General features: G+C 47.9%; 14 protein-coding genes. 5 read left to right on the plus strand and 9 right to left on the minus strand.

Going from position 1 to position 20,502, the window contains the following annotated elements:
• Window positions 1-761 precede the first annotated feature (761 nt).
• Complete coding sequence (locus NG795_RS10550) at window positions 762-3,164, plus strand: O-linked N-acetylglucosamine transferase, SPINDLY family protein (protein ID WP_367288626.1); 2,403 nt, start codon at window positions 762-764, stop codon at window positions 3,162-3,164.
• Between the two features lie 26 nt (window positions 3,165-3,190).
• Window positions 3,191-3,478 (plus strand): DUF3288 family protein, encoded by a 288-nt coding sequence (locus NG795_RS10555; protein ID WP_367288627.1) that lies wholly within the window; start codon window positions 3,191-3,193, stop codon window positions 3,476-3,478.
• A gap of 137 nt (window positions 3,479-3,615) precedes the next feature.
• Here NG795_RS10555 and NG795_RS10560 read toward each other — a convergent pair whose 3' ends face one another.
• The 3 genes from NG795_RS10560 to NG795_RS10570 all read right to left on the minus strand — a co-directional run bounded on the left by NG795_RS10560 (window position 3,616) and on the right by NG795_RS10570 (window position 10,899).
• Window positions 3,616-7,404: an O-linked N-acetylglucosamine transferase family protein gene (locus tag NG795_RS10560; RefSeq protein ID WP_367288628.1), complete on the minus strand. Its 3,789-nt coding sequence runs from the start codon at window positions 7,402-7,404 to the stop codon at window positions 3,616-3,618.
• Between the two features lie 8 nt (window positions 7,405-7,412).
• A complete protein-coding gene (locus NG795_RS10565; protein WP_367288629.1) occupies window positions 7,413-10,346 on the minus strand; it encodes a TylF/MycF/NovP-related O-methyltransferase in 2,934 nt (977 codons plus the stop codon).
• Window positions 10,347-10,539: 193 nt separating this feature from the next.
• Window positions 10,540-10,899, minus strand: a complete 360-nt coding sequence (locus tag NG795_RS10570) for a hypothetical protein (RefSeq protein ID WP_367288630.1) — start codon at window positions 10,897-10,899, stop codon at window positions 10,540-10,542.
• 122 nt (window positions 10,900-11,021) lie between these two features.
• Between NG795_RS10570 and cdf31 the strand changes: the two genes are divergently transcribed.
• Together cdf31 and NG795_RS10580 are read left to right on the plus strand one after the other, a co-directional pair.
• Window positions 11,022-11,954: a CDF family zinc efflux transporter Cdf31 gene (gene cdf31, locus NG795_RS10575; RefSeq protein ID WP_367288631.1), complete on the plus strand. Its 933-nt coding sequence runs from the start codon at window positions 11,022-11,024 to the stop codon at window positions 11,952-11,954.
• A gap of 400 nt (window positions 11,955-12,354) precedes the next feature.
• Window positions 12,355-13,005, plus strand: a complete 651-nt coding sequence (locus tag NG795_RS10580) for a class I SAM-dependent methyltransferase (RefSeq protein WP_367288632.1) — start codon at window positions 12,355-12,357, stop codon at window positions 13,003-13,005.
• 78 nt (window positions 13,006-13,083) lie between these two features.
• On the opposite strand, the gene NG795_RS10585 is transcribed toward NG795_RS10580, so the two are convergent.
• The 3 genes from NG795_RS10585 to NG795_RS10595 form a co-directional block, all read right to left on the minus strand.
• Window positions 13,084-13,947: a 3'(2'),5'-bisphosphate nucleotidase CysQ family protein gene (locus NG795_RS10585; RefSeq protein WP_367288633.1), complete on the minus strand. Its 864-nt coding sequence runs from the start codon at window positions 13,945-13,947 to the stop codon at window positions 13,084-13,086.
• 628 nt (window positions 13,948-14,575) lie between these two features.
• Window positions 14,576-15,055 carry a hypothetical protein gene (locus NG795_RS10590; protein ID WP_367288634.1) on the minus strand — a complete coding sequence of 160 codons (480 nt, stop codon included), beginning with the start codon at window positions 15,053-15,055 and terminating at the stop codon, window positions 14,576-14,578.
• A 78-nt stretch (window positions 15,056-15,133) separates the two neighbouring features.
• Window positions 15,134-16,045, minus strand: coding sequence for a sugar kinase (locus NG795_RS10595; RefSeq protein WP_367288635.1), 912 nt, complete (start codon window positions 16,043-16,045; stop codon window positions 15,134-15,136).
• Window positions 16,046-16,178: 133 nt separating this feature from the next.
• Between NG795_RS10595 and rsmI the strand changes: the two genes are divergently transcribed.
• Entirely contained in the window at window positions 16,179-17,048 is an 870-nt protein-coding gene (gene rsmI / locus NG795_RS10600; RefSeq protein ID WP_367288636.1) for a 16S rRNA (cytidine(1402)-2'-O)-methyltransferase, read from the plus strand.
• A gap of 176 nt (window positions 17,049-17,224) precedes the next feature.
• On the opposite strand, the gene NG795_RS10605 is transcribed toward rsmI, so the two are convergent.
• From NG795_RS10605 to NG795_RS10615, 3 genes are all read right to left on the minus strand, one after another.
• A complete protein-coding gene (locus tag NG795_RS10605; protein ID WP_367288637.1) occupies window positions 17,225-18,037 on the minus strand; it encodes a hypothetical protein in 813 nt (270 codons plus the stop codon).
• A gap of 207 nt (window positions 18,038-18,244) precedes the next feature.
• Window positions 18,245-19,234 (minus strand): hypothetical protein, encoded by a 990-nt coding sequence (locus NG795_RS10610; RefSeq protein WP_367288638.1) that lies wholly within the window; start codon window positions 19,232-19,234, stop codon window positions 18,245-18,247.
• A gap of 135 nt (window positions 19,235-19,369) precedes the next feature.
• On the minus strand, window positions 19,370-20,038 hold the full coding sequence (locus NG795_RS10615) for an Npun_F0813 family protein (protein ID WP_367288639.1): 669 nt from the start codon (window positions 20,036-20,038) through the stop codon (window positions 19,370-19,372).
• Between the last annotated feature and the right edge of the window lie 464 nt (window positions 20,039-20,502).

Genomic DNA, 20,502 nt, shown 5'->3' on the forward strand with positions numbered 1-20,502 from the left:
CAACTGTGACCGATTAGCATGGCTCATTGATTTTAGCTTGACAATGCTGGGGTGCACGACTATGATACCAATCCGAGAGTTCCCTTTCCTTAAAATGGCTCAAAATGCTTACCCAGGCAGCTCTTATTCCTCTATTCTGCGTTTTCTTTTTCGGACCCGGCAGATCCGAGGAAAGTTTATCAAATAGGGGGCCAGTCGGCCAAGCCTAGATGGGGGGAACCCAGTGAAAATCATCGCTGTGACCTGCAATCCTCCGGTTAACGGAGGTAGGAAGGATTCAGGGACGGGTGGGTGAGGGAACCCGGGGTCCCAGAAGCGATCGCCTCTTTTCTCCCAACACCATCAAAGCTGGACAGCTCGGCTCCTAGGGGCCATTCCCTGCGCTTGATTTAGAAAACCCAAATCTCTCGTCTCTACATTATTGATTAAACAGACCCGAAATCTGTTTTCTCTCTATTAATTGTTTCAACTGGAGCGGTTTAACCGCTCCACCCTTTGTGATCTCTACTCCGATTCTAAAAGAGCGCAAAGCCTACGGAAGGGGATTTTATTGTAATCTTCTATACGATCCCCGAAGGGGTTCTATAGGGAATTGCTATCAATAGGATAAATTTCGGCTAATTATTACGAAGTTGTAATTGTTGCTTTAGACCCAGACGATGCTATCCCTTGCATTGCATAAGGCAAAGTAGAGGTAGGGAGCAGTTTTGATTTAGGATTGCTATGGGAGTCAAGACCGAAAATCGGTGGGGATCAAGGAGATGTCAGTGAGTGATCTGGAAAAATCGGGGGTTTGGATCCAGCGGGGCCATCAGTTGAGAGCAAAGGGGCAGTGGTCCGAAGCGATCGCCCTTTATCAAGAAGCCCTAAACTTTAACCCGGATGCGGTGGAGGCTTATTGTCAACTGGGAGACATCTATTGGCGGCAGGGCCAACTAACTGAGGCGATCGCCCACTGTCAAGGGGCGCTCAAACTGGCCCCTCAATCCGCCGAGGCTTACAAGACCCTGGGTAATATCCTCCAATCCCAACAAAAATGGGCAGCGGCGGAACGCGCTTATCAACAGGCGGTGCTGATTCTGCCCGAGTTTGTTGCAGCTCATGCTAATCTGGGCAGCCTCTACTATCACCGGGGGGAGTCGGAACGAGCGATCGCCTGCTATCAAAAAGCCCTCTCCCTGGAACCCTCCCAAGCGGGTATTCACTGGAACCTGGGGAGGCTCTATCAGGATCTAGGCCGGTTCGGGGAGGCCCTAGAGTCCTGGCAAGATGCCTTACGCCTGGAACCGTCTATGGGAACCGCAGAACGGCATTTAACCATCGGAAATACTCTCTTAACCCAGGCCCGAGTTGAGGAGGCGATTCACCACTACCAACAGGCGATCGCCCTCGAACCCAATTTCTCCCAAGCGCATTCTAATCTCGGCAACGCCCTAATCCAACAGGGAGCCTTAGAGGGTGGGATTGCGGCCCTGAAAACTGCCCAATCCCTCAGCCCCCAGTTAGCAGGGATTCATTACAATTTAGGTCAAGCCCTTCTACAACAAGGGCATCAGCATAAAAATCTCAGTGGATCAGCATGGCAAGAGGTCGTGGACTGCTTTCTTCAGGCGATCGGCCTCGATGCCAACTTAATCTCAGCACACCATGCCTTGTTCTATCTGATTCGCTCCCGAGACCCCTTCGGCATCGATTTTGACTCCCTGCGACAAGCGGCTGAAGACTATTTAAGCCGGGCCCAAGGCCCCACCAGACTGTTAGCGGCCCTCCCCTATCTCTCCTTATGTTTACATGGGGGATACAGCAATTTAGCCCTGGAAACCTTTCTTACCCTAGAAACACAGATTCAGTCTGACCTGGATCGCCTAGACCTCGACTCGATCGCCTTGCTTTATTCTCGCCTGATGTTTTCTCAACCCCATCTACGCGATGATGCTAGGGCTAATCTAACCTTGGCGAAACGCCTCGCATCTAAAAATCAAGCCCGCCTCAACCAACAACCAATCTCCTCCCCGCATCCCCCCCATCCCCCCACTCTCCCCCATCTAAAAATCGGCTTCCTCTCTCCTCATTTCCGCCGCCATTCTATCGGATGGTGTAGTGCAGATATTCTGCGCGAGTTAGCGGCCCTATCGGCTGAACTCTATCTGTATGTGACTCAATATCAAGGGACGGATGATAAAACTCAAGAGTTTAAAAACCTAGCCACCCAATTTTATCAACCGCAAAGTGCTAATTTTGAATCTGCCAAATTAGAGATTTTTGAGCAAATTCGCCAGGACAAAATTGATATTTTAATAGACTTAGATTCAGTCACCTGTTATGAGCAGTTAGAAATTTTGTACCGTCAACCTGCCCCGATTTGCCTCTCTTGGCTGGGATTTGACGCGCCTTTTTTATCTTCAGCCCATTACTTTTTAGGCGATCGGCACACCCATCCCCCAGGCATTGAAGCCGAGTACATCGAGCAGTTACTCCGAATGCCCGATTCCTTTGTGGCGGTTTCTGGATTTAAGCGTCAATCCGTCGAGCGAGAAGTGGTGCGCTTGAGCCTAGGAATCAGTTGGAAACAGATTGCTTACCTCTGTGTCGCCCCGGGTAAAAAACTGAATTGGGAGTTGGTTTTAGCCCAAATTACAATCCTTAAACAGGTCCCCAATAGTGTGTTAATCCATAAAGGCGAAGGAGAGCGATCGGCGATTTTGGAGCTCTATCAACAAGCCTGTACTCAGTTGGGAGTACCCAGCAGTCGGGTTATCCTAATATCCCGAAGTAAAACCGAGGAACAGCACCGGACTATCTACGAATGTGCGGATATTTTATTAGATTCCTATCCTTACAATGGCGGCACCCATACCCTAGAAGCCTTGTGGTTTAACCTGCCCCTTGTCACCCGAGTGGGAGAACTCTGTTTGGCTCGGATGGGATATTCTTTTCTTAACACCCTAGGCATTGAGAGTGGAATTGCCTGGAGTTGGGACGAGTATATCCAGTGGGGAGTTCGCTTGGGTCAGGAGTTGAAAGTTCGCCAAGACATTCGCCATCAATTAATCCGGTCTAAGCAACCCAAACACCTATCTCCCTTGTGGAATCCCGCTAAATTTGCTCAAGATATGTATGAAATTTTTGAAGCCCTAAAAAAACAGCAAGTTCGTATCCATTAAATTAATAAAGGAGGATCTCCAGAATTATGTCTGAAATCAAACAGGAACAACAACATCCTCAAGCTCGTAAGGATCGCGAGACTCTGGACAAAATTTTAGCCGGAGATATGACGGAATATAATCTGGCAGAATTAGCTCGATTGCGAATTCGCTATCGAGGATTTCCAGGGTCGCGGGATGTCTGGAGTGACATTGACAAAGTGTTATTCCGTTGGAATATGACTGAAGAGGATTTGTTTGAAAAAACCCGCGAGATTCACCGGAAAGGGCGAGTCTATCGAGCGCAAGATAGTGATAGCGAAGATTGGATGTAATCTGAGGACATCGGTAGAGTATTCAATGAGGTCAATCATCGGGGACAAGAACCCGAGTTTCTAGCGGAATTTGTTGCTAATGAGCAGAGTTTTTGTCAAGAAACCCGGGTTCTATAGTGGGGGACGATTAATTCCGATTAACCATTCACCCAATCCGGTAAAGGTTGGTTGGAGAGAGGGAGGCGATCGCGATGTTGATATAACAGAACCGCGAGGAGTGCATTCATTCCTAATGGCGCATCTAGTCCCCGGGTCAATTTAGCCATTAACTCTTGCACAAAGGGCTGTTCTGTCTCTAGTAAGGGATGATTTTGAATGCCACTGTTGAGGACACTTTGATGAGCTTTACCCAAGTCACTGCTATAGCATTCGCGCAGGCGATCGCTAGGTATCTGCAACCACAACTCAGCAAATTCTCGCCGCAGTTGGAGCAATTCACGTTGAATGGATTCATCAGACGGATCAATATAATACAGATTGGCACAACCAACCAGGCGATTGAGAAATTCCTGAGAAACAGAGACCCGTGTAGCGGGAGTGGGAGTGGAGGTAGCACTCGCCATTGTCCCCGAATTCTCTCTCCCTTGAAACAATTGCTCAAACAAATTCGCCATTTTTTGGCCGTAAGCAGCACTATCTAAAAAGGGAGGATTCTGCTGCATTTGTCCCTGGATTTGCTGGCAATAATATTGGCGCAGTTGAGGATTGGTTGCCAGATTAATCGCTAATTGGATATAACCCCGTTCGTCCTGGGCAATTAAATCACCCAGGGAGATTTCCCGCAGGAGTGCAGAAGCTTGGCGGGACCTTAAGGTACTGTCTTCCCAGGCGATCGCCGGAATTCCCAGTTGTAACGGATCCAGCAAAGAAGTTGCCCCACTATAGGGATAGGAGTCTAAATAAACATCGGCGAGTTTGACGCATTCTTTAATATCCGCTGGACTCGGTAAAGTATTAATCAGAACTAACCGCCGTTTATCAATGCCATGTTGGGCAAAAATTCGGTGGAGTCGTTCCAAAAACGGCATCGCCGGATAAGCGGAATTCCAGGCCGGACCAAAGGGATATAACACCAAAATAGAATGGGGAACGGCGGCGAGAATTTTGGCCCAAGTTTCGGTGAGTTCGGGAATAATTTTGTAGAAGTTGGCACCGGACATAAACACCACGGTTTGCTCCGTTGCACCCCAGCTTGCCCGAGTCGGATTGACGGTGGAGGCGGGTTCAGGTAAAGGGAACCGGAAACATAATCCAGACCCTTCTATATTGACCAGTTTCTCGCGGTACTGTTCACTGCTGGTGTTAGTAGGTGCGGTTAAATTCCCGGCAATATAGTAGTCGATATTGCGGATGCCCGTGGTAACCGGAGAGGCAATGGAGGTGACTTGGACTCGGGCGAGTCGGTGTTGGGCGAGGGCGGTTAAGGGTTTATTGAGTTCGGTAATATTGGTGCCGATGAATAGGATATCTAGGTCATCGTTGCGGAGGGCTTGGACTTGTTCTAAGAGGGGTTCTGGTAGTTTCACGAGGCGATCGGCCCGACTTTGACAATACGATTCTAGTTGGCTGCCATTGACCCAAGCCGCATAGAGAACAATCTCAAACCGATCGCGAGCCAAATGTTCAAAAACTGGCAAGGTTGCCAAAGTTTCCGTTGCTGGATTGAAATGGTCTCTCAAAATTCCCAGCCGAATTTTGGGGCGATTTTCCGAACGGGGGGGAAAGACGTAATCCACTTGAAATCCCCGATTCTTGAGGGCAAATTTAATAATCTCTGCTCTGTGAATATACAGAGATTTCAGGTTAGCATGGCTAAAGTAAAGCGGCGCAAAGTTGGCATTTTCCTGGGTGAAAAACTCCGCGACGCTTTGCCAGAGAGGTGAGTCGGGATTGGTGAATATTTTCTCATGGACATATTCTATCCAACCTTGGAAATAGCGATAGTATTGTTCGACTTCTCCAGGTTCATGGAACAGGGTAGGACTGGCAAACATAAATTTGAGATAGTCCTGGGCGAACCATTTGGGAATCGGTGCATTGGTGTAGGGAATCTGGAGTTGATGGGGATAGCAATAGAGGGTAGCGGTAATGAAGGATTGCAAAGCCTTGGGGGCATCAAATCCCTGGGCAATTTGGGTGGAAAGTTGACGGATGAATGCTTGTTCAGTGGGAGTGAGCGGGTGATGTTTGATGTCAGTCTCTAGGAGGGCTTTATGGGCGGTTCCCAGTTCCCCTAAATAGGCGGATTGTAATTCTTCTTCGGGGGTATTTAACCATTGCTGGGCCAGTTGCTGGCGGGTTTGCTGGAGGGTATCGCGCGGGTGGGAACTGGCTGGAATCGCAGGTTTTTGGGAGGGGGTAGATCTGAGGCGATCGCACAGTTGTTGGGCTTCAGAAAAATCGGGCGCGTTCTGCAAAACTGTGGTTAAGGCTTGTTCCGTTAAAGGAATATTATTGACTTGAGCAGCCGATTGTGCAATGTACCAAAAAATCCGCCAATGGTTGCATCCGAGGGCTGTCGCCTTTTGAAATTCGGCGATTGCTTCAGCGTGTTGTTGCTGTTGTTGCAGAATCAATCCGGACCAAAATCTCAAATAGCCATCATCGGGGTAGGCATTTTTATAATGTAAAATCCCTCCGGAACCATAACTATAGAGTAAGATAGATGAGTCAGCAATTTTGCGATCGCTTTCCCATAATTCCTCTAATTCTTGTCCCATCATGCTTTGGGCAAATTGTGGAGCGGTATCCCCCAAGGATTCAATAAATAAATCCGCGCCGGAAAGGCGTTGACTGGCTCCGATGATATCTCGGAGAGAAACGGTTTGTTGCAGCAGATTAGAAGTTCTATCAACGCCCCATTGTCGGTCTTGTTTCGGACCTTGCATCAGAGTGTCATAAATCTGATTAAGCTGTTTTGCCGCAATTTCTACATCAAAAATTTGGGAGGCATATTCTTTAGCATTTCGCCCTAATCGGTACCGTTCTTCGGGATGGTGATAGAGATATTCGATCGCCTGTTTGTACTCTAATTCACTGCGAACGATTAATCCCGTATAGTTATCCACCACAAGCTGTTTAACTCCTCCATAAGGGAAAACCACCGGCGGCACCCCGGCATACATTACTTCTTGTAAGTTTAATTCGGCAGCAGCATAAGTATCTTCGCAAAGGGGATATCCATAAACGTCTAGGGTTTCAATGACGGATTTTATATCTTCCACATAATCGCGAATTTCAAAGCGATCGCCTACACCGAGTTGTTGGGCTTGCTGTTGTAAGTATTGTCCCATCCCCGGACCACAAATAATAAACCGGATATTGGGAATGGCGATCGCCGCGCTCATGGGGACATAATTGCGATGCATTTTACAAAAATGGACAGTCCCAATGTAACCAACATTAAACGTGCTATGGGGTTGCGGTTGCAAGTTTGACAAGCGAGCGAAATCCGCTGTGTCATAAACCATGCGGGTTTTTTTCAACTTCACTTCAGGAGCCAAACTCTGAAAGACTGAATTTTCGTAAGTGTACGGACTACAAGCGATTGCAAAATCTGCATAATCAATTAAGGGTTTCGTCACCACTTGCGGAGGTTTATCCCCAGCAATATGAAACCAGATTACCAATCGCATCGGCGGTAGTTTCGACTGCAAAAACTCATACAGTTCGGGAACATTCCAAAAATGCACCTGCACAATATCAGCCCTTTGCAGTTCCGCTGTTAATCGGGCGCGATCGGGCGCATTAATCACAGAAATTCCAGCCGCTTGAGCGATTTCTAATGCCCGAGTATCCAGAGGCAGCAGCGAAATGACCTGATGCTGAACCTGACTCTGTTGTGAAGAGTATTTTGCCGTCGCAATCAGAGCACGCGCCGCGCCGCCTAAAGACAGTTGTTGAATAATATGAATAATTTTAGTCATGATTTTTTTTACTGGGCAGGTTTGCGATAGGCTCGAATCGTTGAATAGACCCCGGGAATAATCGGTAAATGGGCTTGAGTTTGCGTCGGATCTGTGGGATAGAGTAAGGGAATATCCAGAATTTCACAACCATAAGTATTTTCCATCAACTCCTGACAGGCTTGGCGAATCCCCGGTTCCTGATTCCCATGATGGAAGAAAATCGCATCTCGATTCTGGTCGTTCAGGACGGGTAGATAATCATGGAACATCATAATCCCCTCCGGTGCTAAGAGGGGAAAATAATTGAGAATATCCTGCTTTACTCCGGGATAAGTATGATCTCCATCTACAAAAATAAACCCGGGTTGATTTCCATCCTTTTCCCAGATTTGGGGAAATTTTCCCGCAGCTTGATGGGAAAATAACCGCCAATGACTGACCTCCGGTTGCACCTGTTTTAACACTTCATAAAATTGCGGTTGTCCCCCGGGTTCTACGGCAAATCCAGCCATCGCCCGATCCATCCGTTTTAAGATTTTCCAGGTTAAAAATAACGAGGCCCCAGCATAAGAGCCAATTTCTATAAATCGCAGGGGGTTGGATGTTTTAGAGACGAGGTGACGCAGGGTGTAGTAAAGTTGAAATCTTTCATTCGCTGACATTTGACTTTCAATCCCATAAGCGACCGGATCATCCTGGGCAAATTCAGCAATTATCTGCGCTTCTAATTCCGGATTAACTGGGAATTTATCAGGTTTTACAAACCAAACTCCGGTGTTGTCAATGGGTTTAATTTCCAATTTTATCTGACGCTGGGTTTCAAATTCATGAACCGCTTGGCGACATCCGTCCCAGTACCCATAGTCATCAACTTGAATCACCCCTTCATTGACTACTCGATCATATAAGTTCTGTAAAATCGTTTGGGTTGATTCGTACCAATCTCCATCAATATGCAGCAATGCAATCATCCCCATCGGATTTTGCATTTTCGGTAAGGTGTCTTGGAAATAGCCTTTGATCAGTTTGACCCCGTTGATTACACCCAGTTGAGTACAAATTTCTCGAACACTGGTTTCCGGCGCAGCACAGGTCCCTGTTCCCCACCCCGTTGCTTCTGCGGGGATGCCGTTATGTTTGTCCTCTGCTGTGGGGGTTGGCATTCCTTCAAACGAATCACAGGCATATAACCACCGGGGTTGTTTGCTGTAGCGTTTCATGACAGCAGCCATTAATGCCGTTGATCCGCCACCGGCGACGCCACATTCGACAATATTGCCGGGAATATTTTGTAAACAGAGGGTTTTGGTGAGGGAAAATAGGGAATAGAGGCGGAGTTCGCTTAACATGGTGTAAGGGCGAATGATCCGGAGCAGTTCCTGAAATTCCGGGTCATCAATTGGGGCGGAATTGTGAGAAGAAAGTTGCGACAAAATGCGATGGCGCAGGGTTCGGGCTTCAGTATTGTTGGGGAAATATCGCAATTCTTCGTTTAAGGCTTCTTTGGCTCCCTCAAGTTGATTCAGATTGATAAAGCAGATGGCTCGCAAATAATCTAATCCCGGAGTCGGTTGCCGGAATGATTTGGCTTTTGCTAATTCATGAAAAGCGGCATGAATTTGGTTACTTTCTAAACTCATTTGGGCGGCTTTCATTAAATCTAAAGCCGAATGAGGGGGCTGAAGTTCAGTCACTAATTGCCGCGCTTTGGGATGGGAAGGAAAGACAGATAACAAGTGATTGAGGCTGGCGATCGCGTCAGACTGCCGGTCCAGTCTAGCTAAAGCAACGGCTTTGCCATAATGTAACCCCGGGAGATCCGGTGAAGTGGTGATCGCCTGTTCCCATAGTTTTAATGCCTCTTGATTGTTGTTAGCGTTGAGCTCTCGTAAGGCGTTCTGGATTAAAACATCTCGATTCAACATACCCTGAGCAGAAGGTTGAGGATGACTCGATTCCTCAGTCCGTTCTAGTCGTTTCCTAGAGATAAATCCAGCTTTCCTGGAAGCGGGTTTTTCAAATTGCTGTTTCCAGTTTTTAAGCCCCTCCCAATCTAAGCGAATTTTTGTTGCCCAGCTTTGATGAATTAAGGCTTTTAAATGAGTTGGAAGAGTCGGGCGTTCTATAATCGGTAAATTAAAATTCCGGCCCATTTCCACTGCCCGGTTATCAATGCCGACAATAATTGATCGCCGCTGGTGTTGTAAGGAGCGAATCCCAGCAGAGAGACGATTTCCAACATAATCCAAGGCTTGGTTAGAGCTTAACAGTTCATCAAGAGCTTCTAACGAAGGTTCGATGAAAACCAGGCGACTGCCCCCAATTTTGTGGGCATACTCATAGTCTCCATACATTTGGGCCCAAAAATAAATCCTAGAATAGTTTTCAGATAAAATTTCAAATAAAATTCGGTCAAAATGAGGATTTTGGTTATATTCTGTAAAGGTTAAAAGTACCTGATCTGCTTTTTGAGTGGGAATACCAGCGCAATGGTCTGGGGTTAACCACCAGAGGGTGGGACAGCCCGTATTGATGACATTAAATCCTAAAGAACTCAACTTTTGAGCGGTGTAATCATCCCGGACTGAATGAGCCGCTTGTTGATGCAGCACGGAATTTAACAGAGAACGGGTATAATCATTGATTTCCTGGCTTTGATATTGCCCCCAGCCCAGTCCCATTAAAATAACTTTATTTTGCCAAAATCTTTCTTGAGGTTTGATGCACCATTGACTGGTCGCTTCCATATTGGAACTGAGGAGATTAGTGCCAGCCAAAAAAACATAATCTGCCTGATGAATTTTAGAACGTCCAGATTGAAGATATTCGAGGGCGGGAACTCGATAAAAAAAATCTTGAGGAAAAATTTCTTGGAGGCGCTGTTCGACTGCTTCTACAATAATTTTAGTACCTAAATTACTATTGTTAGTCCAAGTATCTAAAATGACAATTCGTTTCATGTTACCCGTTAGTATAAAACTCGTGGATAAAAAATCTTGAAGGGTTTGAACAACCGCTAATGACTGAGATCAATGTGGGGATTTAAACCCAAGATATAAGGGCAGTTGCTTGACTGCCCCTACTGTCCCCTGTCTATGAGTGTAATCCCTTGTGGCTATCCTCAAAACAAGTGACTCAGCGTTAGGATCGCCCTTAACCCACCTGTTCTAAATACAGATTGAGGTCCTCGATTAACCGGGTGAGTTCGGCTTCGGTACTTAGGCGAATGCGATCGTCGCGCAGGGTAATCAGTACCTTGGCGGCAAAGGGGGTGGGGTAAATATTGGGATTGCAGAAAATTTCTAAAAACACATCCCCAGTAGAACGATATTCCATCGGTTTCTGGGGGGAGGGTTTGCCTGCACCGGCACCGGGGGTGGCTTTCGATGCCACGGCTTTAAGCTGCTGCATGAGGTCGTTTATGGCCGTCTGCAAGTCCCGCGCTGCTTCGGGAGAGAATCGAAACGAGACGGAACCCTCGACTAAATTTAGGGTGAGTTGAGAACCAGACATGAGGGATCTACTTTTAATATTCGGTTTCTTTATGGTAAGGGTGAAGGGGGACATTGGGATCTGTGAACTTCCACAGAAACCGAATGGCCTACAATTTTTGTAGGTTGTAGAAGGAAAGATCCGTGGCTACAGATAATCGGGTTGAAGTTCGCCGGGTACTCCTGATTACCCTGGGCTTAAATTTGGTCGTGTTGGGAATTAAAGCGGTGGTGGGGACCTTGACGGGTTCCCTGAGTTTGTTGGCGGATGCGTTGCATAGTGTGACCGATAGTGCCAATAATATTTTGGGATTGGTGACGAATCATTTCGCCTCTCCCCATCCCGATCGCGAACATCCTTATGGCCATCAAAAGTTTGATGCAGTAGGGGCCTTGGGGATTGCGGCCTTTTTGGGGGTAGCCTGTTTTGAAATTCTCAGCAGTGCGATCGCGCGGATTTTCTTCGGGGATGGAACCCCAGTGGAAGTTTCCCCCAGAGAACTATGGATTTTGCTGGTGGTATTGGGAATCAATATCTTTGTCGCCTTTTATGAACGGACCGTTGGTCGGCGAATTGGGAGCAGTATTCTAATTGCTGATGCCAAACATACCATGAGCGATGTTTGGGTGACGATTGTCGTGATGGCGGGGTTAATTGCAATTACCTTTGCCAGTCGCTGGCCTTGGTTGCAATCGGTGGATGTGATTTTGGCCTTTCCCGTGGCCTTGTTGGTGTTTAGAAGTGGGTGGGAAGTGTTGGCGGATAATTTGCCCTGGTTGGTGGATCAAATGGCGATCGCCCCAGAAGCAATTCACTCCATTACCCTGCAAGTTCCCGGGGTACTCAACTGCCATGATATTGCCTCTCGCGGTGTGGTCGGACGTCAGGTTTTTATTGAAATGCATCTGATTGTTGATGCCAAGGATGTGGAAACGGCTCATGCCATTACCGAGGAAGTGGAAGCGCGTTTACAGGCCAGATTCTCTCCAGCCCGGATTTTAATTCATATCGAACCGCCTAGCTATCAATCCCCGGAGATTAGCTATGCGCCGGACTCTCCTGAATCCCGAAAATAATGCCTAGACTGGGCGATCAACGGGAAAACCTCCCTTGGAAATCTCGGTTAAAACATCGGTCGTTTTCCACAGATTGATGTCAGTTTTCCACAGATTTTTGCCAGTTTTCCCCAACAATTAAAGCGCTTCCAGGTTTCTAAGTTTCTAAAAAAGTGGGTTGTTTCTGTCCGAAATATTGCGCCAGAAACCTGCTGTCTGGATTGAGTTCCCTCAGTTTGGGTAGATTGACTCTGGGGCTTTCCGCTACAGGTAGAAATTCTCCTTGAGGGCGCAGACCTCCAGGGCCATAGTTTGGGCCAATGCCGGGAAAGAACTGCCAGGGCGAGCCCCGCTGATGCTTCATATTTCTTAATTTTTTTTTAGAATAAGAATAAAGTCAAGTTAACTGTCCCCTGTTTTTATGTTGTTACAACCGACCCAACGCACGAAACTCGATGAGTCCGACGATCGCCTGTTCTATTCCTACCCCCGATTCGTCACCCATGTGGATGATGGATTCATTGACCAACTAACCCATCTCTATCGCGATCGCCTCAAACCCAACAGCCGCATCTTCGATATGATGAGTTCCTGGGTCTCCCATCTCCCCCCAGACATGACCTTTGCTCATGTGGAAGGTCATGGTCTCAATGAAGAGGAACTGGGGAAAAATCGCCGTCTTAACCATTATTTTGTCCAAGATCTCAATGACAATCCCCACCTCCCCCTAGAGGACCAAAGTTTTGATGCGGTTCTGAATGCGGTTTCGGTCCAATATATCCAACATCCCGAAGTGGTGTTTAGCGAAATTCACCGCATCCTGAAACCTGGTGGCATCGCGATTATTAGTTTTTCCAATCGAATGTTTTATCAGAAAGCGATTCAAGCATGGCGCGAGGGGAATGAAGGGTCTCGCGTTGCTCTGGTGAAAAGTTACTTTCAGGCAGTGGAAGGGTTTTCTAATCCGGAAGCGATCGCCCGCAAGTCCGATCTACCTTCTATCTTGCAGTTTATGGGGATGGGCGGTGGTGACCCCTTTTATGCGATTATTGCCCATCGTTTACCTGAATAACTCAATCGGTTAGATTTGCCAAATCACCGGATTCTACTTCGGCAGCAGTCGGTGAGCTCACCCTCGGCACACAGGAGTTTAGAGGGTGGCCAAAATCTTCTCGACTTCATGACATAATGCTTCGTGACAATGAGCATTGCTCGCGATCGCGCACCCCCACTGATTCACATCTTTTTGGTTGTAGCGCAACGGCGTCCCATCGACAAAGGTTAACTGGCCCCCGGCTTCCGTCAAAATTAACTCTGGGGCCGCAAAGTCCCAATCTTTGGGCGCACCTCTGCCGGAGAGGGAAATAAACCCATCCACCTGCTGTTCCACAATGGCGGCAATTTTGCACCCGATACTCCCCATATATTGTTGGGTTTGGCAGGGTAAGCGTTGCAACAGTTCGTCCAATTTCTCCCCTTTGCGGGTCCGTCGGGTCAGCAGGCATAAGTCCTGGAGGCGATCGCGGGAGGAGACTCGGACTGGGGTGCGATCGCCAGAACGGGTTTCCACAAAGGCCCCCCCTCCACGTTGGGCATAATATAATTTCTGGGCGGAAGGGACTGCCACCACTGCCACTACGGGTTGCCCCTGATAGACTAAGGCAATATGTACCGCATAGTTAGGGTTTTGCTGAATGTAAGCGCGAGTGCCATCGATCGGGTCAATAATCCAAACCCACTGATGATCCCGGCGATCGCCATTGGTATGGGATTGATAACTTTCCTCACTCAGATAGCCAAACTCCAGACTGCCAAAGGCAATCCGTAATTTTTGCAAGATATACTCGTTCGCCGCTACATCGGCATTGGTGACGGGACCTTCTTTTTTTTCCCTCACCTTCAGTTTCCCAGCAGCATCGCTATGATAGTAAGTCAGAATATCCGCACTCCCCCAACCAATCATCCGGGCGATCGCTCCGATCTCCTCCAATTTCTCTAAGCGATTGTCCGTCATTGTTGCTCTCAACTGTTTGCTTTTGCTCATTTTCCTCTTGAGTTATTGGCCTAATTTTAAAACCCTCTCTCGGTGATTTATCCGGGTTTTTTATACTTTTGAGAAGGTCAGCTTATCTTAGGTGTTACATTTAATCTGACCTCTCTATCTTAACTTAACCCCTGTTTTCTTGATTCAAGACTTGCTAACATTCGCTCTGATTTCTAACAATTTCTCAGTAATTTCACCGATTCTCTATATTAATGAACTACCTTGTTCCTTGAAGTGACTGGAAGAATCTGTTGAACACCTCTATAGAGAAAACGCGAATAATTAGACTCGAACCCCACTTCCCCATAAGCGGGAGACAAGAGATATATAGGTGGATCTAAATCATTGTGACCCTTCATTTAGATACTATATAAACCGATAAATAGCGGCACCGCATTCAACTTCCCCAACTCTCTATCGAAGTGATGGGTAACTCCTGTCGGCGTCTATTATTTATAAAGCAGGCTTTTTCAGGAGGATTATCTCCAAAATTAGGATGCTTTAATAGACTTCTGGCCCAATTCTAAAAAGACCCCCGGAATAAGGGGGTTTGGGGGGAGCAATCCTTTTTTTTGCAAGCGTTCTAATATTCATCCCTTCAATTTTCTAAGTAAGCCCATTGTTTCCAATCTCGACGCCGGGACAATCCTTTAATTTCAATATCCATCCGATTGGCTTCGGCAATTTCAAAAATTAGACGCAATCCATCTCTAAATTTTTTTTGCTTACTGTTAAAACAAATCGAATATTGTAAGGGTTCTCGCGCTTGAATATACACTAACCGATTGTTTTTCCGATTAGATACTAAAATAGCTCGTTTTACATTAACCCAAGGGATAATCAGCCTCGGACTGAGAGGACTGCGCCGCACGATGTGACTAGGACTAATTTCTATAGCGGCACATAATTCATCGGCAATAATCAGTAAGGGACTGGTCATCGCAATCCAAATCATCGCCGTCCCAACCGGAATCAAGAGCAGGGATAGACAGGCACAAATTAAGTAAAAGACTCCTAATCCCCAACCAATCCACGGATTACGAGGAGAGAGCCGCAGGAATTGTTCTCGGGTTTGCATCGTTTACCTTCCTTTACAGGCTTTTTGGGTTAATTCTAATTCATTCAAATCACCGTCCAATCCTTCTAAAGAGATAGGTTAGGACCGGCTTGAGGTGAGGTTCATCCACTGGCGTGTCCCAAAGACTTCACAAGCGCTGGAGGCAATTTTTGCCGCAGAAGCTAAAGCCCGGGGGAATGTTTCTTGTAAAATATAATGACAAAATGCCCCATGAAAAATATCACCTGCACCTAATGTATCAACGGCTTTTACTTTAGGAACTTCTACCCAACCGGGGATACCCTGGCTGAGGTATTGAATGGGGTTTTCTCCGTTAGTAATGGCAATATGGGGAATTCCCAATTGGGCAAGATAGGTGAAAACTTCCGAGGCATTGTGGCAGTTTGGAGGATAAAAATTGCTGGAACATAAGGCATAATCTATAAAGGGGAGAAGGGTTTCAAATCCGGGTTTCCAGCTTCCTCCATCTAAGACGACGGGAATGGTTTGGGCGTGACTGATTGGGGCGATCCGTTGACTGATGGACATTTGATGTCCATCGATCAGGACTATGTTAAACTTGGACCAGGAATCGAGGGGTAGACGATCGCCCAGGATTTGAGATTGGGTGGCATTGATGGAAATAACAGCCCGATCGCCGGTTGCTTGGGTGACTATAATCGAAGACAGGGGTGGGGGTTCGGTGCGGTGAGGGTCTAAATCAGCGATCGCCACCCCATACTGCTCTAATTCCTCATAAACAATGGCGGTGAGGGGATGTTGTCCCACTGCCCCGAGGAGGGTCGAGTGATTGCTGAGATAACTAAAGGCGATCGCCGCATTGGTTGCCGGTCCTCCCGCATTGATCATCGAGTCACTCGCCACAATTTTCTGATTGTTCTGCGGCACTCCTGCGGTTAAATAGATCATATCCAGGGTGACTAACCCCACAAACAATCCTTGTTTTTTCAGGGTTTCATCATCTCGTTTCAGGGCAGCCGATTCTTCCATTCCAAACCTCTTGGGGTTCATACTTTATCATGAATTGGGATGCGGATGAGCCAGGAATCCGCTTCAGGAGTCTACTCTCATCCCTTGCGTACATCGTCCAGATTAAGATTGGGAAAATTTTAGCCCGTTATTCATGGAAATTGATTCAAAATTAGGCACACTTTATATTGTGGGAACGCCCATCGGGAATCTGGAAGATATGACATTCCGGGCGGTCCGAATTTTGCAGGAAGTTGATGCGATCGCCGCTGAGGATACCCGTCACACGGGGAAATTGTTGCATCATTTTCAAATTAAAACCCCACAAATTAGCTATCACGAACATAACCGGCAACAGCGAATTCCAGAATTAGTTAAGCGGTTAACAGAGGGTGAGGCGATCGCCCTCGTCACCGATGCCGGAATGCCCGGAATCTCGGATCCCGGATATGAACTTGTCCAAGCTTGTCTGGAAAAAGGAATTCTGGTAGTGCCAATTCCCGGACCCAGTGCCTGCATTACGGCGATTAGTGCAGCGGGTTTACCCGCCTCTCGATTTACCTTTGAGGGGTTTTTGCCGGTGAAGGGAAAAGACCGACAGCAGCAGTTGCAGGAGTTAAAGGCACAGACGAGGGCGATGGTGCTTTATGAAGCGCCTCATCGGTTGCTCAAAACATTACGAGATTTAGAGAAAATCTTGGGGGGCGATCGCACCTTGGTGTTAGGGCGAGAGTTAACGAAGCTCCATGAAGAGTTTTGGCGGGGAACCATTGCCGAGGCCATAGCACATTATGGAGACAATTGTCAACCTAAAGGAGAATTTACCTTAGTTATTGAGGGGGGCGATCGCTCAACCCCCGATTTTTCCGAAGAGTCCCTCAAAGCTGCATTACAAAAGGCGATCGCCCAGGGACTCACCCGGTCCGAAGCAACCAGACAGTTGGCGCAGGAAACCGACCTTCCCCGTCGCCAGATTTATCAACTGGCGATCGCCCTAGATCAGCCCAATGCCGAGGACCTGTAAACCCGAGGGCCTCGGTACAGGGGAAATGAGAGACTCAGAAACTGGGTATTCCGGAAGGACCCGGAGGCTGCCCTCTGGTTCCATGCAGAACCGAGCTTTAGAGCAGAAGGCTATTTGTCCATCAACAGGGCTTGGGGGTTAAAGGGGCCATGCCTATTTCCTCTCCTGATTTACCCTTACAGAGAGTAAACTTGACCATCAATCAGTAAACGGGTGATCCCCTTAGATTGCAAATAAACGCTAGTTTTTTGCAGCATCCTGCCATCGGGAACCTTAATCACCCGTTGATTTCGGGCCGAAAAGCGCCGAGCGACTCGGTGATTATCAAAAACCGGCAGAGTTCGTTCATAAGACTCTTGCGCGGGAATTTGTCCCAGTTCGGCAAACTCTTTGAGAGGGCGAGTAATTAACTCCCCCCCTTTGTCTACAACCACATAACAGATTTTTGGAAGTTCCGCTTCCGCCAGAGGTAACACTTCCACAACGATAGAGGTGGGAAGCGGACGTCGTGGCAAGAGAGGTTCATCATCCCCCCACTCATCCTCATCATCCTCATCGTCCTCATCGTCCTCATCCTCATCATCCTCATCCAGGATGTCTTCTCCCAACATTTCCTGGAGGGCGCTAGTTTCGATGCCCGGATAGCGATCGTTAAAGCCTGACACTGGGAGTTCAAGCTCGTTGTTATCTTCTTCCTCAGAAGCGCCGGAAGCGGAACGGAGGCGAATGCGTCGTTGACGCGGAGCCGCTAAGGGCTGATCGTCTTCGATATCCAGGGACTCTGGCTCGCTCGGAAGGAAGCGACCAGAGCGCTTTTGCTGGATGAGGGATTCATATTCCTCATCGGATAACGAGCTTTTGAGGATGCGGCTAATGGTCGAGCTACTGACACCGTAACGACTCGCCAGGGTTAAAGTCGTTTCTCCGGGCTGTCGATACAGATCAATAATGTCGCTTTTGTCAGATTCAGATAGTTTTCGAGAACTCATGCCGCATCATCGGGGGTAAACATTTGGACGAGAGTCGGAGGCATTGAACGCGCGCTCGGGGGATGAGGGCCATCTTAGCGCGGCCAGTGTCTGAATGGGGGAGGACTAGAATATCATGCCATTGTTGGATTAAGGGTGAGTTAAAAAGCGGCCCGGTTCCGGACAAGGGATTGTAGCCGAGTCGGAGCGGGGATCACAGGGGTTGAATCAATCGGAGGACCCGCCTCTTCTGCGTCCACGAGAACGAGACCGAGTAGAGATATCGTATTCCAAGACTGCACCAATGCCGAAGAGAACGGCACTGAAAACCCAGAAGACTTCCAAAAGACTGCCACTTTCGTAGTTAGCGACGCGGACATCGGCGTACTTAAACCACATATCGGCAATATAGAGGGAAAAAGTAGCCGCCGCAATCATCCGCCAAGACTGAGAGAAACGTCCTCCCCAGAAGGCTAACAACAGTGCAGTTGCCAGGATCAGGAGCAAGACGTCCATGATCACATAGAACAAATTCACATAGAAAGCCACAGGAGTCAGGGCTTGGTCAATGGCCAAAATGAAGTCCGGAGCCGTTTGCGGGGTGCTGGAGGTTGGAGCAGGAGCCGAGGTCCCGGATCCGGTAGGTGGCGGCGCAACCTGCTCGATCGCCTGGGGTGAAGCGGCCTCCGGTAAATCAATCGGTTCAGCCACAGCCAGCCAGTAGGCTAAGGCAATCCCAGCCAAGGCGATCGCCCCGAGGACGGCCCACTGCCAAACTTCTAAATTCAGCTTGCGCCCTGAAACCGCCAAAACCATCCCCACGGTCAGAGCAATATAGGTAATGGCGTAAAAGAAATCCCCCAAAGACACATCCGGGGCCAGATTCCAATACAGCTCCCATAAGCCAAACAACACGCCGCCTAAAAAATAGCACAACATTCCCACCCCGATCGCCAGCCAGACATTCCGTCCACTGACAATTTGGGGAGCACGCCAATTTCTAAAACAGAGAATGGCAGCGCCCAAGAAAGCGGCTAATTCAAATATTAACGTACCGATCGAGTACCACAAGGGTCTCCCCTCTCCAGGCGCTTCCGGTACGCTAAATAACAAAAAAAACAACAACGCTAAAACAGCCCAGGTGATTCCGGCAACCACCAGGGTCTGAGCTGCAAACAAGGGTTGAGAACTGGTTAATTTTTCTGAAGTCGTTCGCATAGAAATTCCCAAATTGCTAACGGGGCATCGGTCTTGGGGTCTAGGACTTTCTTAAACGTAAAAACGGCCAAGGGCTTGCCTAGAGAGCCGTTTATTAACGACAAGAACACAAAACCCACTTGAAAGAACCCTCTTTCAAGATAGGGACCACATCTCACCGAGGGGAGATTGTCCAAGCCAATCTCTAAACTGCTTGCGTTCGGCCGCGGGCATATCTTCCAAGATATCTAAGGCTCGTTCTACAAAGCTGGTATTCCCAAAATAGGCTTTGCCCAAGCGATAGAGCTCTTGTAACAAGGTATTCAAATGATGCTCTTGCCAAGACGGGACTTGAGCGCCGCCCAAGGGGTCCATATTGAGCAACTGGTTAACTGCATCCGGTGATTCCGCTTGAGGGAATCGCCATTTTTTAAAGGTCTCAGCAATGTCCTTTTCAAATGAACCCGCTTGCCGATTGCCCAGCAAGTCTTCTATGTCAAAGAAAACCGCTTGTAACATTAAAATACAAGCTTGGGTGTACAGGGGCGCTGCTGCTACCCCTGCATGAGCATCATCTGTCAACTGGTCGAGACGGATTTTGCCCCAAACACTGTATCGATCGCTCTCTTCAAGCAGTACGCAAGCTTTCCCACGGTTATCCGTTAGGTCCCTCCAGAAGGCCCTTGCCTCATCCGCCTGTTGAGCGCTAAACACGTTAATTAAGCGAAAGGTCTGACCTTGATAGTTCAAAATCGGTATTTGCTGACCCGTTTTTGGGTGCTGAATACCCGTTATTTCAACATCCTGCCGTTTCAGAATAAACATGACGCTGCCAATTGAGTCCTCGTGGCCTGTGGGTGCTGTCGGTTCAATGGAAATGGCTTCAAGCCAGAGTTTCGTTTGTCGGCCTGCTTGGTTTCAAGATTAAGTTGAACCACACTTTGGCTTTAGTTTAGTCTGACTCACGCAGTTAACCGCAACTCGGCAAGTCTTGCTCATTTCCCTGGCGACGTAATTCAACGCCCTGACTAACCCTTATCTTACTCTATGCCTTATCCGGAAAAACCCCAAGCTTGTTATTCCTACTTTGAACATGGATCCACCCCCAACCCCTGGTGATTTCTGGCCGAGGCGATTGAGGTGGATTGAAGAGGGTTATCCCTAGAGGCAGGCTTTTCAAGGGAAAAACCCAATCTCCTGTGAAAACCGCTATGCAAATGCCCTCTTGTTTGATAAAATACAGAAATCAACCCGGGCAGCCACTTGGGTTTTGACGGTCTGCAAGAAAT

It is taken from the genome of Laspinema palackyanum D2c (genome assembly GCF_025370875.1).
GTDB lineage: Bacteria > Cyanobacteriota > Cyanobacteriia > Cyanobacteriales > Laspinemataceae > Laspinema > Laspinema palackyanum.